At 71.1% G+C, this 17287-nt stretch carries 13 protein-coding genes and 1 pseudogene; 5 read left to right on the plus strand and 9 right to left on the minus strand.

Going from position 1 to position 17287, the window contains the following annotated elements; all coding sequences use genetic code 11:
* Window positions 1-26 precede the first annotated feature (26 nt).
* Together ACIRD8_RS17490 and ACIRD8_RS17495 are read right to left on the minus strand one after the other, a co-directional pair.
* The gene (locus ACIRD8_RS17490) at window positions 27-701 is read right to left on the minus strand and encodes a response regulator (RefSeq protein WP_403991687.1); all 675 of its coding nucleotides are present in this window, start codon (window positions 699-701) and stop codon (window positions 27-29) included.
* Entirely contained in the window at window positions 698-2401 is a 1704-nt protein-coding gene (locus ACIRD8_RS17495) for an ATP-binding protein (protein ID WP_403991691.1), read from the minus strand. The genes ACIRD8_RS17490 and ACIRD8_RS17495 overlap by 4 nt, the downstream gene beginning before the upstream one ends.
* Before the next feature lie 154 nt (window positions 2402-2555).
* On the opposite strand from ACIRD8_RS17495, the gene ACIRD8_RS17500 reads away from it, so the two are divergent.
* On the plus strand, window positions 2556-3920 hold the full coding sequence (locus ACIRD8_RS17500) for a cation:dicarboxylate symporter family transporter (RefSeq protein WP_403991694.1): 1365 nt from the start codon (window positions 2556-2558) through the stop codon (window positions 3918-3920).
* Window positions 3921-4086: 166 nt separating this feature from the next.
* Complete coding sequence (locus tag ACIRD8_RS17505; protein WP_403991697.1) at window positions 4087-4761, plus strand: hypothetical protein; 675 nt, start codon at window positions 4087-4089, stop codon at window positions 4759-4761.
* 29 nt (window positions 4762-4790) lie between these two features.
* Here the strand turns inward: ACIRD8_RS17505 and ACIRD8_RS17510 are convergent, their stop codons facing one another.
* From ACIRD8_RS17510 to ACIRD8_RS17520, 3 genes are read right to left on the minus strand one after another with little or no spacing between them, the layout of a single operon-like run.
* A complete protein-coding gene (locus ACIRD8_RS17510; protein WP_403991700.1) occupies window positions 4791-5243 on the minus strand; it encodes a PIN domain-containing protein in 453 nt (150 codons plus the stop codon).
* Window positions 5236-5508 carry a type II toxin-antitoxin system Phd/YefM family antitoxin gene (locus tag ACIRD8_RS17515; RefSeq protein WP_403991703.1) on the minus strand — a complete coding sequence of 91 codons (273 nt, stop codon included), beginning with the start codon at window positions 5506-5508 and terminating at the stop codon, window positions 5236-5238. The genes ACIRD8_RS17510 and ACIRD8_RS17515 overlap by 8 nt, the downstream gene beginning before the upstream one ends.
* A gap of 42 nt (window positions 5509-5550) precedes the next feature.
* Window positions 5551-7020, minus strand: coding sequence for a glycoside hydrolase family 16 protein (locus tag ACIRD8_RS17520; protein ID WP_403991706.1), 1470 nt, complete (start codon window positions 7018-7020; stop codon window positions 5551-5553).
* A 179-nt stretch (window positions 7021-7199) separates the two neighbouring features.
* Here ACIRD8_RS17520 and ACIRD8_RS17525 point away from each other — a divergent pair, with 179 nt between their 5' ends.
* The 3 genes and pseudogenes from ACIRD8_RS17525 to ACIRD8_RS17535 all read left to right on the plus strand — a co-directional run.
* Entirely contained in the window at window positions 7200-7619 is a 420-nt protein-coding gene (locus tag ACIRD8_RS17525; protein ID WP_403991709.1) for a MerR family transcriptional regulator, read from the plus strand.
* A complete protein-coding gene (gene trxA / locus ACIRD8_RS17530; protein WP_403991712.1) occupies window positions 7616-7960 on the plus strand; it encodes a thioredoxin in 345 nt (114 codons plus the stop codon). Before ACIRD8_RS17525 ends, trxA begins: the two co-directional genes overlap by 4 nt.
* 161 nt (window positions 7961-8121) lie before the next feature.
* A pseudogene (locus ACIRD8_RS17535) lies at window positions 8122-8958 on the plus strand (haloacid dehalogenase-like hydrolase); the annotation flags it as partial.
* Window positions 8959-9042: 84 nt separating this feature from the next.
* Here the strand turns inward: ACIRD8_RS17535 and glgB are convergent.
* The 4 genes from glgB to ACIRD8_RS17555 form a co-directional block, all read right to left on the minus strand.
* Entirely contained in the window at window positions 9043-11472 is a 2430-nt protein-coding gene (gene glgB, locus ACIRD8_RS17540; protein ID WP_403991715.1) for a 1,4-alpha-glucan branching enzyme, read from the minus strand.
* A 58-nt stretch (window positions 11473-11530) separates the two neighbouring features.
* Complete coding sequence (locus ACIRD8_RS17545; RefSeq protein WP_403991718.1) at window positions 11531-12973, minus strand: maltokinase; 1443 nt, start codon at window positions 12971-12973, stop codon at window positions 11531-11533.
* A 251-nt stretch (window positions 12974-13224) separates the two neighbouring features.
* On the minus strand, window positions 13225-14931 hold the full coding sequence (treS, locus tag ACIRD8_RS17550) for a maltose alpha-D-glucosyltransferase (RefSeq protein WP_403991721.1): 1707 nt from the start codon (window positions 14929-14931) through the stop codon (window positions 13225-13227).
* Window positions 14928-17045: an alpha-1,4-glucan--maltose-1-phosphate maltosyltransferase gene (locus ACIRD8_RS17555; protein ID WP_403991724.1), complete on the minus strand. Its 2118-nt coding sequence runs from the start codon at window positions 17043-17045 to the stop codon at window positions 14928-14930. The genes treS and ACIRD8_RS17555 overlap by 4 nt, the downstream gene beginning before the upstream one ends.
* Window positions 17046-17287 lie beyond the last annotated feature (242 nt).

Below are 17287 nucleotides of genomic sequence, written 5' to 3' on the forward strand. Positions count from 1 at the left end.
GCCCCCCTTCGGCGGGGCCGGGAGCATCAGTGGGTTTCAGCCACCCAGCGGTAGTGCAGCTCGGGCCGGCCGACCTGACCGTAGCTCGGCCGCCGCACGGCCCGGCCGACCGTCACCAGATGCTCCAGATAGCGGCGGGCGGTGATCCGGGAGATCCCCAGTTCCTCCGCGGCGGCCGCCGCGGTCACCCCCTCCGGCGCCTCCCGCAGGGCCCGGGTCACCGCCTCCAGCGTCGGACCGCTCAGCCCCTTGGGCAGCGTCGCCGGGTCCGAGACCCGCAGCGCGCCGAGCGCGCGGTCCACCTCCTCCTGACCGCTCGCCTCACCGGCCGCGGCCCGGAACTCGGCGTACCGCACGAGCCGGTCCCGGAGCGTGGGATAGGTGAACGGCTTCAGCACGTACTGCACGACACCGAGCGACACGCCTTCCCGCACCACCGCCAGATCGCGCGCGGACGTCACCGCGATGACGTCCGCTCCGTGCCCGGCGGCCCGCAGCGAACGCAGCAGCTGGAGGCCGTGCCCGTCGGGCAGGTACAGATCGAGCAGCAGCAGGTCCACCTCCGTCCGGTCCAGCGCCCGTACGGCCTCCGCCCGGGAGTGGGCGACGGCGGCGACCTCGAAACCCGGGACCCGGTCCACGTACAGCTGATGGGCGTCCGCCGCCACCGGATCGTCCTCCACGACCAGCACCCTGATCACGGTGCGGCCACCTCCGTCCCCGCCGTACGGCCGGTGAGCGGCAGCCGCACCGTGAACTCGGCGCCGCCGTCCGGCGCCCGGCCCAGTGTCACCGTCCCGCCGTTGCGGTGGACCGCCTGCCGCACGAGCGCCAGGCCCAGGCCGCGGCCCGTGCCGTGGGTCGTCCAGCCGCGCCGGAACACCTCGTCCGCGTCGTCCGGGCCGATCCCGGCGCCGGTGTCCGCCACTCGTAGCAGCAGCTCGCCGGACTCCGTCCGCGCGGTCACGGTGACCAGGGCCCGGGCCGCGGTGCGCTGCGCGGGGACGGCGGCGCCTGTGCCGGTCGCCCCGGAGGTGCCTTCGCCCGTCGCCGAGGCGGCGCCCGTGCCCGTCGCCGCCTCCGACGCGGCGTCCACCGCGTTGTCGATGAGATTGCCGAGGATCGTCACCAGGTCCCGCGGCGCCGTCGAGGGCGGCAGCGCCCTGTCGTCGATCAGGCTGTCCTCGCCGAGCACCAGCTCCACCCCCCGCTCGTTGGCCTGCGCCGCCTTGCCGAGCAGCAGCGCCGCGAGCACCGGCTCGGCGACCGCGCCCACCACCCGGTCGGTGAGGACCTGCGCCAGCTCCAGCTCCGCCGTCGCGAAGTCCACCGCCTCGTCGACCCGGCCCAGCTCGATCAGCGACACCACGGTGTGCAGCCGGTTCGCCGCCTCGTGCGCCTGCGAGCGCAGCGCCTGGGTGAAACCGCGCTCGCTGTCGAGCTCGCCCGACAGTGCCTGGAGCTCCGTGTGGTCCCGCAGCGTCACGACCGTGCCGCGCCGCTCGCCGCCGACCACCGGGCTGGTGTTGACGACGATCACCCGGTCCGCCGTCAGGTGGACCTCGTCCACCCGCGGCTCGGACGCCAGGAGCGCCCCGGTCAGCGGCGCCGGCAGCGCGAGCTCGTCGACCCTGCGCCCGACCGCCCCCGGCGCCAGCCCCAGCAGCTCCCGGCCCGCGTCGTTGATCAGGGCGACCCGCCGCTGCCCGTCCAGCATCAGCAGCCCCTCGCGCACCGCGTGCAGCGTGGCCTCGTGATAGGTGTGCATCCGGCTCAGCTCCCGGGCGTTCATCCCGTGCGTGTGCCGCCGCAGTCTGGCGTTGATCACGTACGTCCCGAGCGCGCCGAGCGCCAGGGCGACGCCGGCCGCCGTCCCCAGGGCGCCCAGCTGCTCACGCACCTGGGTGGAGACCCGCTCGACGGTGATGCCCGCACTGACCAGGCCGACGATCCGGTCGCCGTCGCGGACGGGCGTGACGACCCGTATCGACGGCCCGAGCGTGCCGGCGTACGTCTCCTCGAAGGTCTCGCCGAGCAGCGCGCGGTCGGTGTGCCCGATGAAGCTCCGGCCGATCTGCGTGGGGTCGGGGTGGGTCCAGCGGACCCCCTCCGGATTCATGATCGTGACGAACGCGATCCCGGTCTCCTCGCGGACCCGCTCCGCGTACGGCTGGAGTACGGCGGAGGGGTCCGGGGTACGGATCGCCTCCCGCACCGACGGCGATTCGGCCATGGCGAGGGCGGCCGCCCGCACCTGGCGGGCCGCGGTCTCCTCGGCCTGCGAGCGGCCCGAGGCGTATGCGAAGAAGGCGCACCCGGCCACGACCGCGGCCACGAGCAGGGCCTGCATCGCGAACAGCTGGCCGGCCAGGCTGCGGGGGAGGGTACGGGGCAGGCGCATGCCTCACAGTCTGCCTGGCGCGGACCGCGGGCCCAAGGTGGCCGATAAGCGTCTGTGAACGATATGAACGCAAGGGTGACGGCCGTCACAGGGAAGTGAATAGTCACCGGGGCCCCCAGGGACGGGGAGCCGCCACACACCCGAGGAGACCCCCGTGGCAGAGAAAGCCGCACGACGGGACCGCACCCATTATCTCTACCTGGCCGTGATCGCCGCCGTGGTGCTGGGCATCACGGTGGGCCTCGTGGCTCCGGACTTCGCCGTGGAGCTCAAGCCGATCGGCACGGGCTTCGTCAACCTCATCAAGATGATGATCTCGCCGATCATCTTCTGCACGATCGTGCTCGGGGTCGGCTCCGTACGGAAGGCCGCCAAGGTCGGCGCCGTCGGCGGTCTGGCCCTCGGCTACTTCCTGGTGATGTCGACCGTCGCCCTGGCCATCGGCCTGGTCGTCGGCAACATCCTGGAGCCGGGCTCCAGCCTCCACCTCACCGAGGCGGCCCGCGCCGCGGGTGAGGCGCAGGCGGGCGACAGCGAGTCCACCGTGGACTTCCTGCTCGGCATCATCCCCACGACCATGGTGTCGGCCTTCACCGAGGGCGAGGTCCTGCAGACCCTGCTCATCGCCCTGCTCGCGGGCTTCGCGCTCCAGGCCATGGGCTCGGCCGGCGAGCCGGTCCTGCGGGGCATCGGCCACATCCAGCGCCTCGTCTTCCGCATCCTCGCCATGATCATGTGGGCGGCCCCGGTCGGCGCGTTCGGTGCGATGGCGGCGGTGGTCGGTGAGACCGGCGTCGACGCCCTGAAGTCCCTCGCGATCATCATGGTCGGCTTCTACGTCACCTGTGCGCTCTTCGTCTTCCTGATCCTGGGCGGGATCCTGCGCCTGGTGGCCGGGGTCAACATCTTCTCCCTGCTGAAGTACCTGGGCCGTGAGTTCCTGCTGATCCTCTCCACCTCCTCCTCCGAGTCGGCCCTGCCGCGGCTGATCGCGAAGATGGAGCACATGGGCGTCAGCAAGCCCGTCGTCGGCATCACCGTGCCGACCGGCTACTCCTTCAACCTCGACGGCACCGCGATCTACCTCACGATGGCCTCGCTCTTCATCGCCAACGCCACGGGCGATCCGCTGAGCATCGGCGAGCAGATCTCGCTGCTGGTCTTCATGGTGATCGCCTCCAAGGGTGCCGCGGGCGTCACCGGCGCCGGTCTCGCCACCCTCGCGGGCGGCCTCCAGTCGCACCGCCCGGAACTGGTCGACGGCGTCGGCCTGATCGTCGGCATCGACCGCTTCATGAGCGAGGCCCGCGCCCTGACGAACTTCGCGGGCAACGCGGTGGCCACGGTGCTCGTCGGCACCTGGACCAAGGAGATCGACCGGGCCCGGGTGGACGAGGTCCTCTCCGGCGCCCTCCCGTTCGACGAGCAGACGATGACGGACGACGCCCACGGCGGCGAGCCGCACGTCCCGGACGCCAGGGACGGCGGCGAGGAGCAGCCCTCGCTGGTCAAGGCGTAACACCCGCTGAAGCGGCCGGTACGGGACCCCCGTACCGGCCGCTCGCGTATGCCCTGCCGCGCGATGTGCGGACAGCGCGATCATCCCGTGCTGGTGCGGTGTGGCCGGTCCGGGGATCATCACTGTCCTGACCAGGCGCAAAAGGTGTCCTGACCAGGCACAAGGGGTGGGGACACTGAGGGCCGCACGACACCGGGGAGCTGCGGTCGCACTGCTGCTGCCGGTCATCATCGGCATGGCCGGATGCGGCGCGGGGGACAAGGCCGAGGCGGGGAAGGCGGTCTACGGGCTGCCGCTCGCCGAGCAGTTCCAGGCGGCGACGGGTGCAACCCGTGACGCCGGGACCGCCGCGTTCGTATCGACGCAGCTGCGCGCCTCCTACCGGCTCGGGGACTTCGGCAAGCCGGTGAAGTCCGGGGGCCCGGACCAGGGAGGCCGCCCCGTCGAGGACGCCCGCGAGGTCCTGGTGCCCATCGCCTCGCTGAAGGCCGGCCGGTGCGCCACCACCGGCGACACGGGGCTCGGCACCACGGTGGTCGTACGGCCCGTGGACTGCACGGCCCGCCACGACCTGCGGGTGCTGGCCCAGGAGAAGGTGGACCGCACGCTCCCCGGCAAGCGGCAGATCGTGAACGGTGACGCCTACGCGAGGGCGCAGTGCGAGCGTGCCTACGCCGCCGCGCCGAAGGACTGGCGGCGCGGCGGCCGTTATGCGGACTGGTTCAGCTTCGTAGGGGAGTCCAGCGTGAGCGTCTCGGTCGTCGTCGGCCGGACGGCGGGCGCGGGCGGGACGACGACGGAGGTGACCGGCGACTACACCTGTTACCTCCGCACCGCCTGATCACGCACCGGCGGTTCCGGGGCACCGGCTCACAGATCGTCCGGCAGGAGCCGGAACACGGAGTGGCCGGTGAGTGGACGCATGATCCGGAAGTGCCGGTCGGACGTGAAGAGATCGGCTGTGCGGTAGGCGGCCGCCAGCACGACGTTCATCGCGTCGGTCAGGCCGACGCCCCGGCCGTTGTCGGCGTCCTGGTACCCGCGCATGACGGCCATCGTGCTCCGCAGGTGGGACGCGACATCGGGGATCTCGAAGCGGCGGGCCTCGACCTGTCGCGCCACGAAGTCGAGCGCGTTCATCGAGGCGCCCGCTCCGATCTTCGAGGTGAGCAGGTAGTCCAGCTCGGTCAGAACCATGGGAGGCACCACGAGATGTCCCACCTTGCCCAAGGCGTCGCGGTGTGCCGCGTGGCGGGGGTCCTTGGGTGTGAAGAGGCGGTACAGCGCGTTCGTGTCGGCGATCGCGACGGGGACGTCAGACATCGGCCGAGCCCATGCCCCGAAGCGTGGCGTCGATCTCGTCGTCGGTGAGCTCGGGGCCGCCCAGGTCGGGGAGGTCCAGCGGTCCCATGGGGTCGGTACGGAAGGGGTAGGCGGGCCTGCCCAGCGGCAGCCCCCGGGGGACGATGTCCCCTATGGGGACACCGTCCTTCGTGATGGTGACCGTCTCCCCGGCCTGCACACGGGCCATGACCCGTGAGGTCTGCTGATTCAGCTCGCGGAGAGGGACTTCGCTGCTGTCGCTCATGGATTCAGCGTACTACCCGTTCTACACGCGGGCCTCGGCTCCTCAGCCGTACGGGATGTGGACCACCGACTGGTTGCCGACGCCCACCGTGCTCGGGCCGTTCCCGATGGCGTTCCAGATCTCGACCTTCACCGTGCCGCCGGACAGGTTGCCGTGGCTCCCGGTGGACGACTTGAGTCCCTTGGCCTGGGTGTAGTGCTCGTACCCGCTGACGGGATCGGTGGCGAAGTAGTTGTACGTCTCCGCACGCTCCCAGGACCCGTCGCCCGTCCGGTCGTAACTCACCCTCACCTGCTGCCCGTTGGCGATCGTGGTGCCCGAGTCGGCGAAGATGTCGAACTGGGTCGCCCCGCCGTCGTACGCCCGGGTGATGCCCGTCGCCGTGAACGTCTGCGGGCTGTGCGGGGTGCCGTCGTGGTTGCCGCCTCCCGCCGACGCCACCGTCACCGACGAGGCGGCGGACTGGGCGGCCCCGAGGCCGCCGGCACTGCGCAGGGCGAGGGTGGAGGAGCCGGACGGCGGGTCCGTGGGCGGGTCGGTCGTGCCGCCGCCGCCCCGGGTCCAGACGCCCACGTAGTCGACCAGCATGGGCCGGCCGGGGACGGTCTCGGCGGTCGGGGTGGAGCCGCCGAGCGCGTTGGGGAAGGCGCCGCCGATCGCGAGGTTCAGCAGGAGGAAGTACCCGGCGTGGTCCGTCATGTTCGCCCAGGTCGTGGCGTCCAGCTGGCTCTGGGTGACGCTGTGGAAGAGCTGATCGTCGACGTACCAGCGCAGGGCGTTGGGGGTGACGGCGCGGTCCCACTCGAAGCGGTAGGTGTGGAAGGCGGACTGGCAGCTCGCGCCCGGGCAGGCGCGGCTGTTGCCGAGGCCGGTGGTCTCGTTGCAGGGGCCGCCCGGGTTGACGCCGCAGTGCAGCACGCCCCAGACGGAGTTGATCCCGTTGACGTTCTCCATGATGTCGAACTCGCCGATGCCCGGCCAGTTCCAGTAGTTGCCCCGGTACGGCGATCCCAGCGCCCAGAAGGCGGGCCAGTAGCCGAGGGCCGCGTTGCCGGTGACGTTCGGCATCTGGACGCGGGCCTCGATGCGCAGGGTGCCGCCGGCCGGCGCCTTGAAGTCGGCCCGCTTGGTCTCGATGCGGCCCGAGGTCCAGTTGCCCGCGCTGTCGCGCAGCGGTGTGATGCGGAGGTTGCCGCCGCCGTCGAGGCTGACGTTGTCGGGGCTGGCGGTGTAGTTCTGGATCTCGCCGGTGCCCCAGTTGCCGGGGCCGCCGGGATAGCCGTGACCGGTGTCGATCTGCCAGTTCGCGGAGGACGGCAGGCTGCGGTTCGCGCCGTCGAAGTCGTCGCTCCACTGCAGATTCCAGCCGGGCGCGGTCGGCACGTCACCCCGGGCGGACCCGGATCCGGCGACGGTGATCACTCCGGCGAGGGTGAGGGCCAGGGCGGTGAGGGCGGCGAGGACGGACGTACGTCCGTGGGGTCTGTGAGGGGTGGTGCGGCTCGTACGCAAGGGGACCTCCGGTGGGGACGGTGCCGGGGACGTGCGATTGAGAGCGCTCTCAGAGTTATGTAGTTGCACCCGGGGCGGCCGTCAATGGCCCCGGCAGCGTCACTTCCCGAACGCCGCACCCTCCTGCTCCCTCCTGCTCCCCTTGCCTTGACGCCGACGTCAAGGATTACCGTCGCGGTATGCGAATCGGGGAACTGGCCGAACGCGCCGGGACGACGACACGGACGCTGCGGTACTACGAGTCACGGGGCCTGCTGCAGGCGCGCCGCGCGGAGAACGGCTACCGCACGTACGACGAGGGCGACCTGCGGATGGTCCGGCAGATCCGGACCCTTCAGGACTTCGGGTTCGACCTGGAGGAGACCCGCCCCTTCGTCGACTGCCTGCGCGCCGGCCACCCGGCGGGCGACTCCTGCCCGGCCTCACTGGCCGTCTACCGCCGCAAACTCGGCGAACTGGACGCGCTGATCGGCCAGCTCCGGTCGGTCCGTACGGAGGTGGGCGCCCAGCTGGCCCGCGCCGAATTGGAGGCCTCGGCCGAGGTGCCGGGCGGCCCCGAACCACGTTGTGAACTGAACTGGGAGGACGAGGACCGATGATCCACGCAGAAGGCGTAGCCGAGGTCACCGACACCACATTCGACGAGGAGGTACGGGGGACGGGCGTCCCGGTCCTGGTCGAGTTCACCGCCGACTGGTGCGGCCCCTGCCGTCAGCTCGCCCCGGTGCTCAGCGCGATCGCCAGGGAGGAGGCCGGCCGCCTGAAGATCGTCCAGATCGACGTGGACCACAACCCGGGCATCACCGCCCGCTACGCGGTGCTGTCCATGCCGACCCTGATGGTCTTCCAGGACGGCGAACCGGTGAAGTCGATGGTCGGCGCCCGCCCGAAGCGCCGCCTCCTCCAGGAGCTGGAGGACGTCCTCCCGGCGGCGGTCTGACCTCGCGGACGAAAAGGATGGGCTTTCGGACAACAGGCATGAGGGACTCCCCAGGGCCTGCGTCCGAATTCCCTCCCGTTTTCTCGCGTGGACCTCGACCCTGGCCGCCGCCCCGGCCGCCCGCGCGGCCGTGACACCGACGGCCCACTGCCCCAGACTGCGAGATCCTCCAGATCCGTGAGGACGGCACCACGATGAGCGGCGAGGCCGCCTTCGCCGGGGAGTGGAATCACCGGCGCACCGTTCCGCAGTACGCGTGGGTACCCCAGCTGTTCGCCGGACACACCGTCCCCGAACTGCGCGCGTACACCGAGGCCGCCCGCGAGGAGGCCCTTGCCGCGCCCGTCGGCGCGACCCGCACCGTCGGTACCCACGTCCTTCCGGCCTACGTCCGCTACTACGAACAGCAGCGTGACCTCATCCGTACGCTCCGGAAGGCCGGTTTCGACGTCTGGATCGTCTCGGCGGGCTCCGAGCCGGTCACCGAGGTCTGGTCGCGCGGCGTCGGCATCGACCGCGCGCACACCGTCGCCATCCGCTCCGTACTCGACGACGAGGGCCGCATCACGACCCGCAACGAGGGCTGCGGCGGGGTGGGCCGCACCGAGGGCGAGGCCATCCCGTACATCGACGGCAAGCGTTGCTGGATCAACCAGGAGATCTACGGGATCGAGGGCCGGGCCGCCTGGAGCAAGCAGGCCCCGGACCGGCGGATCACGCTCGGCGGCGGTGACGCCGACACCGACGTGACGTTCGTCGGCGACGCCACCGGCGCGCACCTCGTGCTCAACCGCAACAAGAACGAGGTGATGTGCCGCGCCTACGACAACGCCGACGGCCGCTGGGTCGTGAACCCCATGTTCATCGAGCCGCTGCCCCGCAGGACCACGGCGTACCCCTGCGCGACCGCCGCCTGGACCGAGCCCGGGGGCGGCTTCGGCCCCGTGCGGCGTGATGACGGCAGTGTCGTGCCGGACCAGCAGGACACGGTGTACTGACCGCCGGCAAGTGGCGCTGCAGCGGCACCGAGGAGGGGCGGCGCACCTGGACCTCCAGGTGCGCCGCCCTGCCCCATCAGGCCGTCAGGCCGGCCGTAGCCACACCGTCGCCAGCGGCGGGAGTGTCAGCGTGATGCTGGTGTCCCTGCCGTCCGCCTGTACCGCCTCCGGCTTCAGCGGCTCCTCGTTGCGTACGTCGCTGCCGCCGTAGCGGGCCGCGTCCGTGTTGATGACCTCCACCCAGGCCTCCGGCCCGTCCGGTACGCCGATGCGGTAGTCGTGCCGCACCACCGGGGAGAAGTGGGAGACCGCGATCAGCGGTGAGCCGTCCGCGTCGTAGCGGACGAACGAGAACGCGTTGTCCTCGGCCGCGCCGCCGTCGATCCAGCTGAAGCCCTCCGGCGAGGTGTCCCGCTGCCAGAGCGCGGGCAGCGCGTTGTAGACCGCGTTGAGGTCCGTGACCAGGGTGCGTACGCCCCGGTGGTCGCCGGAGGCCTCGTACGTCTCGTCGAGCAGCCACCAGTCCGGGCCATGGCCCTCGGACCACTCCGCGCCCTGTGCGAACTCCTGCCCCATGAAGAGGAGTTGCTTGCCCGGGTGGGCCCACATGAAGCCGAGGTAGGCGCGGTGGTTCGCGCGCCGCTGCCACCAGTCGCCGGGCATCTTCGTGACCAGGGACTGCTTGCCGTGCACCACCTCGTCGTGCGAGATCGGCAGCACGTAGTTCTCGCTGTACGCGTACACCATCGAGAAGGTCATCTCGTTGTGGTGGTACTTGCGGTGGATCGGTTCCTTGGAGATGTACACGAGCGAGTCGTGCATCCAGCCCATGTTCCACTTCAGCCCGAAGCCCAGCCCGCCGCTGTCCGTGGCGCGGGTGACGCCGTCCCAGGCGGTGGACTCCTCGGCCATCGTGACGACACCGGGGTTACGGCGGTAGACCGTCGCGTTCATCTCCTGGAGGAAGGAGACCGCGTCCAGGTTCTCCCGGCCCCCGAACTCGTTCGGCGACCACTGGCCGTCCTCGCGGGAGTAGTCCAGGTAGAGCATGGAGGCCACCGCGTCGACGCGCAGCCCGTCGATGTGGAACTCCTCGCACCAGTAAGTGGCGTTGGAGACCAGGAAGTTACGGACCTCCTTGCGGCCGTAGTCGAACTCCAGGGTGCCCCAGTCCGGGTGCGCGGCCCGGTTCGGGTCGGAGTGCTCGTACAGCGGGCGGCCGTCGAACTCGGCGAGCGCCCAGTCGTCGCGCGGGAAGTGCGCCGGCACCCAGTCCATGAGGACGCCGATGCCCGCCGCGTGCAGCGCGTCGACCAGGAAGCGGAAGTCGTCCGGGCTGCCCATGCGGGACGTCGGCGCATAGAAACCGGTGACCTGGTAGCCCCAGGAGCCGCCGAAGGGGTGCTCCGAGACCGGCATCAACTCCACGTGTGTGAAGCCGAGTTCCCTTACGTACGAGGGGAGTTGGGCAGCCAGCTGGCGGTAGCTGAGACCCGGCCGCCAGGAGGGGAGATGGATCTCGTAGACGGAGAACGGGGCCTCGTGGACCGGGCGGTCCCCCCGGTGGGCCATCCAGTCCGCGTCCTGCCACTCGTGGCGCGAGGCCGTGACCACCGAGGCCGTGGCGGGCGGCACCTCCGTGTGCCGGGCCATCGGGTCGGCCCGCTGGGTGTGCGACCCGTCGGGCCGGCAGATGTCGTACTTGTAGACGGAACCCTCGCCGACGCCGGGGAGGAAGACCTCCCAGACTCCGGTGGCGCCGAGCGAGCGCATGGGGAAGGCCGTGCCGTCCCAGTAGTTGAAGTCGCCCGTGACACGGACCCCGCGGGCGTTCGGCGCCCAGACCGTGAAGCGGGTGCCGGCCACCCCCTGGTGTTCCATCGGCTGCGAGCCGAGCGCCTTCCAGAGCTCCTCGTGCCGGCCCTCGCCGATCAGGTGCAGATCGAGTTCGCCGATGGCGGGCAGGAAGCGGTACGGGTCCTCCACCTCGATCGTGTTGTCGTCGTAGGCGACCTGGAGGCGGTACCCGTCCGGCACGGCGGGCAGCGGCAGGACGCCCGAGAAGAGGCCGTCGCCGTCGCTCTGCAGCTCGGACCGCTTGCCCTCGGCCAGCACGGTCACCGAGCGCGCGAAGGGGCGCAGCGCCCGGAAGAGCACTCCGCCCGAGGTCGGGTGCGCGCCCAGCACGCCGTGCGGGTCGTGGTGCTCACCGGCGAGCAGCCGGCCCCGGTCCGCGTCGTCCAGGGCGGTGGCGGGCAGCACGTTCTTGCTGCCCCCGCCGCGCCGGGGCCGGGGCGGGGTGCCGGTGGCCGCGGCCGTCGCCTTCCTGGCCCGGGCGCGCTTGGCCGGGGGCGGTGGGGGCGCGTCGGCGGGCGCGTCCGCCGGAGCGGGGGCCGCGGCGGGCGTGCTGGAGGGCGTCGTGGCGGAGGCGGTGACCTCGGTGGTCACCGGCTTGGCCGTGGGCGGGACCTCTAGGGGATCGGACGGCTTGCGGGACGGCTTGCGGGCGGTCACAGAGACTGCCTCCTCGGAAGGCTCGAAAGGCTCGGCGGATGGGTGGGGGAAGCGGAGGTCACGCCGGCGTGGCGGCCAGGCGCTGGATGGCGGCCATCGGGACCGGCAGCCAGTCGGGACGGTGGCGGGCCTCGTACAGCACCTCGTACACCGCCTTGTCGGTCTCGTGGGCGCGCAGCAGCTCCGGGTCGGCGCGTGGATCGGCGCCCGCCGCGCGGGCGTAGCCCTCGCAGTACGCGGCACGGCAGCGGGCCGCCCATTCCGGGTTCCACGGGTGGTGCGAGCGGGCCGCGTAGTCGAACGACCGGAGCATCCCCGCGACATCGCGCACCGTCGGCTGCGGGGCACGCCGTTCGGGCAGCGGCCTGGCGGGCTCGCCCTCGAAGTCGATCAGCGACCAGAAGCCGTCGTCACCCCGCAGGGTCTGGCCGAGGTGCAGATCGCCGTGGACCCGCTGCGCCGTCCACCCGCACCCCGTGTCCCCGAGCGCCGCGACCGCGTCGAAGGCGGTGCGCAGCCCCGGTACGTACGGGACGAGCGCCGGCACCGCCCGGGCGGCGGCCTCCAGACGCTCCACCATCCCGGCCACCAGGTCCCTGGTCCGGTCGTGCGCCAGGGGTGGCGTCGGCAGCGCGGCGGCGAGGGCCGTGTGGACCTCGGCGGTCGCCCGGCCGAGCGCGTGCGCCTCCGGTACGAAGTCCCGGCCGGCGGCCAGCGCGGCGAGCGCCAGCTGCCAGCCGTCCTGAGCACCGCGCAGGAACGGCTGCAGCACGCCGAGCGTGAGCGGCTCCGGGCTCGTCGTCGCCTCGAACCAGGCCACCGGGGCGGGCACCCGGCCACAGCCCTCGCGGCCGAGCGCGAGCGGCAGTTCGAGATCGGGGTTGGTGCCCGGGAAGACCCTGCGGAAGATCTTCAGGATGAACGCGTCCCCGTAGACGAGCGAGGAATTGGACTGCTCGGTGTCCAGGACGCGTGGGGTGAGCCCCGGCGGGATGGGCTCGGCCCGGTCGAAGCGCAGGGGGCCGAGTGACCCGGGGTTACGGAATCGTTCCAGCAGGAGGTCGGCGACGCGCGGATCGTGCAGCCCCTCGTACAGGGTGCGGCCGGACAGAGGTCCCTCCGTGACCTGTCCGATGCGCGCGTCGGCCAGGCGCGGGGGCAGTGTGGTGCGCACGCCGAGCAGGAGCTGGTAGCAGTCCCCCTGGGCGGGCGCGGGGCGGCCGTCCGGCTGGTGCACCCGGACGAGCAGATGCAGCAGCCCTGGGCCCGTGCCCGTGGCGTCCAGGGGCAGTATCTCGGTGGCCGCGACGAGGGAGAACCCGGTGACGGGCTGCCCCTTGCCCGCGAACCAGCGCTGCCGGGGCACCCACTCGTGGAGCAGCGGGGCGAGCGACGGCAGCAGGGCGGTGGTGCCCGTGGCGCTCGGCGTATGTCTTCTTGTCGTCTTTCGGGATGTTGTGCTCTTCGCCAGGGCGACTCGAGTGGATGCAGCCTCCGACATGGCATCGCGTCCTTTCCCCGGGCACACCACAGGATGCGAAGAGTGTCCCGGATTGCGGCAATGGCTGTCCGGCTGTGCGGGACGTGTCGGGTGAGGATGGTCCGTACGGACTCGATCGATGGGCCAGGAAGAGCCCGAAGGAGCCCGGAAGAGCTCGATATGGGGGAGAGTGCCCCGTGCGGGGCGGTGGAAACCGCCCCGCGGGTGGCGCCCCATGAGGTGAGGCGCCGTCAGCAGACCGTCACCGGCGGTCAGCTGACCGGAGCATCCTTCCGCATCCGGAACCAGTAGAAACCGTGCCCGGCGAGAGTCAGCAGATAGGGCCACTGACCGACGGCGGGGAAGCGCACCCCGCCGATCAGCTCCACCGGATGACGCCCGTCGAACGCCCGCAGATCGAGCTCCGTCGGCTGCGCGAACCGCGAGAAGTTGTGGACGCACAGCACGAGATCGTCCTTGTACTCGCGGGTGAACGCGATCACCGCGGGGTTCGACGACGGCAGTTCGTTGTACGAGCCGAGGCCGAACGCCGGATTCTGCTTGCGGATCTCGATCATCCGCCGCGTCCAGTGCAGCAGCGACGACGGCGAGGCCATGGACGCCTCGACGTTGGTGACCTGGTAGCCGTAGACCGGGTCCATGATCGTGGGGAGGTAGAGCCGCCCCGGATCGCTGGAGGAGAAACCGGCGTTGCGGTCGGGCGTCCACTGCATCGGGGTGCGTACGGCGTCGCGGTCGCCGAGCCAGATGTTGTCGCCCATCCCGATCTCGTCCCCGTAGTAGAGGATCGGGGAGCCGGGCAGGGACAGCAGCAGCGCCGTGAACAGCTCGATCTGGTTGCGGTCGTTGTCCAGGAGCGGGGCGAGCCGGCGGCGGATGCCGATGTTGGCCCGCATCCGCGGGTCCTTGGCGTACTCCGCGTACATGTAGTCGCGCTCTTCGTCCGTCACCATCTCGAGCGTGAGCTCGTCGTGGTTGCGCAGGAAGATGCCCCACTGGCAGCCCGACGGGATCGCCGGGGTCTTCGCCAGGATTTCGGAGACCGGGTAGCGGCTCTCGCGCCGTACGGCCATGAAGATCCGCGGCATCACCGGGAAGTGGAACGCCATGTGGCACTCGTCGCCGCCGGCCGTGTAGTCGCCGAAGTAGTCGACGACGTCCTCCGGCCACTGGTTGGCCTCGGCCAGCAGCACCGTGTCCGGGTAGTTGGCGTCGATCTCCTTGCGGACCCGCTTGAGGAAGCCGTGGGTCTCGGGGAGGTTCTCGCAGTTGGTCCCCTCGCGCTGGTAGAGGTAGGGCACGGCGTCGACCCGGAAGCCGTCGATGCCGAGGTCCAGCCAGAAGCGCAGGGCCGAGATGATCTCCTCCTGCACCGCCGGGTTCTCGTAGTTGAGGTCCGGCTGGTGCGAGAAGAAGCGGTGCCAGTAGTACTGCTTGCGGACCGGGTCGAAGGTCCAGTTGGACGTCTCCGTGTCGACGAAGATGATCCGCGCGTCCGGGAACTGCTTGTCGTCGTCGGCCCAGACGTAGTAGTCGCCGTACGGCCCGTCCGGGTCGGTCCGGGACTGCTGGAACCAGTCGTGCTGGTCGCTCGTGTGGTTCATGACGAAGTCGATGATCACGCGCATGCCGCGCTGGTGCGCGGCGTCGACGAACTCCACGAAGTCGGCGAGGTCGCCGAACTCCGGCAGCACGGCCGTGTAGTCGGATACGTCGTAACCGCCGTCGCGCAGCGGTGACTTGAAGAACGGCGGCAGCCAGAGGCAGTCGACGCCCAGCCACTGCAGATAGTCCAGCTTGGCGGTGAGGCCCTTGAGGTCACCTACGCCGTCCCCGTTCGAGTCCTGGAAGGACCGGACGAGTACCTCGTAGAAGACGGCGCGCTTGAACCAGTCGGGATCGCGGTCCTTGGCGGGAGTGTCCTCGAACAGGTCGTGGACAGGCTCATTGACGATCATGGTGTGGGTGACCCTCCGGTCGGCGGGGACGGTCGCAGGACCGCGATGTGCGCGGGTGTCACACCCGGCTCGAGACGCACATAGAAGGCCCTGCCCCAGTGATAGGTGTCGCCGGTGAGCTCGTCGCGCACCGGCACGCTCTCGTGCCAGTCGAGGCCGAGACGCGGCATGTCCAACGAGACCGTGGCCTCCTGGGTGTGGTGAGGGTCGAGGTTGACGACCACCAGGACGGTGTCCGAACCCGAGCGCTTGCTGTAGGCGATCAGCGCTTCGTTGTCGACCGGGTGGAAGTGGACGTCGCGCAGTTGCTGGAGCGCCGGATGGCGACGACGGATCCGGTTGAGGGAGGTGATCAGAGGAGCGAGCGAGCGGCCCTCACGTTCCGTCGACTCCCAGTCCCTGGGCCTGAGTTGGTACTTCTCGGAGTCCTGGTACTCCTCGCTCCCGGGACGCACCGGGGTGTTCTCGTACAGCTCGAAGCCCGCGTACACACCCCAGGAGGGGGACAGCGTCGCGGCCAGCACGGCCCGGGTCTCGAAAGCGGGGCGGCCGCCCTCCTGGAGGTAACCGGGAAGAATGTCGGGCGTGTTCACGAAGAAGTTGGGCCGCATGTACGAGGAACTCTCGCCCGAAAGCTCCGTGACGTACTCGGTGAGTTCCTGCTTCGTGTTACGCCAGGTGAAGTACGTGTAGGACTGCTGGAAGCCGACCGAGGCCAGCGTGCGCATCATCGCGGGCCGGGTGAAGGCCTCCGCCAGGAAGATCACGTCCGGGTCGGTGCGGTTGATGTCGGCGATCACCTTCTCCCAGAAGACCACCGGCTTGGTGTGCGGATTGTCGACGCGGAAGATCCGTACGCCGTGCGCCATCCAGAACCGCAGGATGCGCACGGTCTCCCTGACGATCCCGGGCAGGTCCGTGTCGAACGCGATCGGATAGATGTCCTGGTACTTCTTGGGCGGGTTCTCGGCGTACGCGATCGACCCGTCGGCGCGGTGGTGGAACCACTCCGGATGCTCACTCACCCACGGGTGGTCCGGGGAGCACTGGAGGGCGAAGTCCAGTGCGATCTCCATCCGCAGCGTGCGGGCCGTCGCCACGAAGTGGTCGAAGTCCTCGATGGTGCCGAGGTCGGGGTGGACGGCGTCGTGGCCGCCCTCGGCCGAACCGATCGCCCAGGGCACGCCCGGGTCGTCGGCTCCGGGGGTGAGGCTGTTGTTGGGACCCTTGCGGTGGGTGGTGCCGATGGGGTGGACCGGCGGGAGGTAGACGACGTCGAACCCCATCGCCGCGACGGCGGGAAGCCGCTCGGCGGCGGTCCGGAAGGTGCCGCTGATCGTCCGGGGGGCCGGCGGCGGGAGCTCCGCGGTGACCGTCGCCGCGGTCTTCTTCCTGGCGGCCGTGACCTTGGCGGGCTTGGCTGCAGCGGTCTTCGCGGTCTTCGCCGCCCGCTTCCGGGCCGGCTTCGAGGGCTCCACCTGCTCCAGGCGCGCGCCCTCGGAGCGCGGGAACAGCTCGTACCAGGAGCCGTACAGGGCGCGCCGGCGCTCGACGGTCAGCGGCAGCGGCCGGGACGCGGTGACCAGTTCGCGCAGGGGGTGGCGGCCCAGCGCCTCGTCCACCTCGGCGGTCAGCGCGGCCGCGAGCCGGGAGGCCGCGGGGCGGCTCGTGTCGCGCAGGGCGTCGACGGCGGCCAGCACGGCCTCGCGCCCGTCCTTCTTGGGTACGCCCTCGGCGGCGCGGGCGTACAGCCCGGCACCCTCCTCGAACATCAGCTCGGTGTCGATGCCCGCCGGGACCTTGATCTGCGCGTGCGTGCGCCAGGTGGTGACCGGGTCGCTCCACGCCTCGACGGTGTACGTCCAGTGCCCCTCCGACTCCGGGGTGACGTCGGCGCCCCACCGGTCCGTGCCCGGGGCCAGCTCGCGCATCGGCGTCCAGGGACCGGGCCGGCCGGCCGGGTCGCACAGGACGACGTTGGCGGCCACGGCGTCGTGGCCCTCGCGGAACACGGTGGCGCTGACCTCGAAGGTCTCGCCCGCGACGGCTTTGGCCGGCCGTCTGCCGCAGTCGACGAGCGGACGGACGTCCAGGACGGGAATGCGACCGATCATGGAATCACCTGGGGGTCGGAGCTCGGCATGCACGGCGCGCGACGTGGGCGTGAAGGGCTGACCGCGCGCGCCGCGATGGTGGGGTTGCGTCCTTTGTAGCTGCTCGGTTGACGGCTGGCGGGCTGTGGGCATGGCCGCTCCTGTCCGCGTTCACTCGAATGGCACTCGAATGGCAGGTGCGCGGGGGATTCCTGCTCCGACCGGGGGCACCTGGGATGTGCAGCGCGGGGGTGTCACCGGCT

It is taken from the genome of Streptomyces sp. NPDC102451 (assembly GCF_044765485.1).
GTDB lineage: Bacteria > Actinomycetota > Actinomycetes > Streptomycetales > Streptomycetaceae > Streptomyces.